Raw genomic sequence first — 325 nt, forward strand, 5'->3', positions numbered from 1 at the left:
CTGATTACCGTTGCCTGACCGCGCGGTACCGGATTTAATCTCGAGAAGCTGGTCTTAAAGATCCGGCCCAAGCGAGCTGCTCGGCGTAGCTCCAATAAAGGGACCGGATCGAACACGTCGATGGCATTGTTGGATTGACTGGGTTGTAAAAGGTAACCCGGTCTGTTGCCGTTTCCTTCGGGATGCGGGCAACGAGATGATGAGCATTGGCAATGAGAACGATTAAGTGTCGTAAGGGCATTTGGTGGATGCCTTGGCATGCACAGGCGATGAAGGACGTGATACGCTGCGAAAAGCCGTGGGGAGCTGCGAATAAGCTTTGATC

General features: G+C 53.2%; 1 rRNA gene. It reads left to right on the plus strand.

Annotated features, from left to right (window positions below):
* Positions 1–220: 220 nt before the first annotated feature.
* Positions 221–325, plus strand: a 23S ribosomal RNA gene (locus tag IB248_RS31115); the annotation flags it as partial.

Source organism: Rhizobium sp. RHZ01, from assembly GCF_014851595.1.
Classification (GTDB): domain Bacteria; phylum Pseudomonadota; class Alphaproteobacteria; order Rhizobiales; family Rhizobiaceae; genus Rhizobium; species Rhizobium altiplani.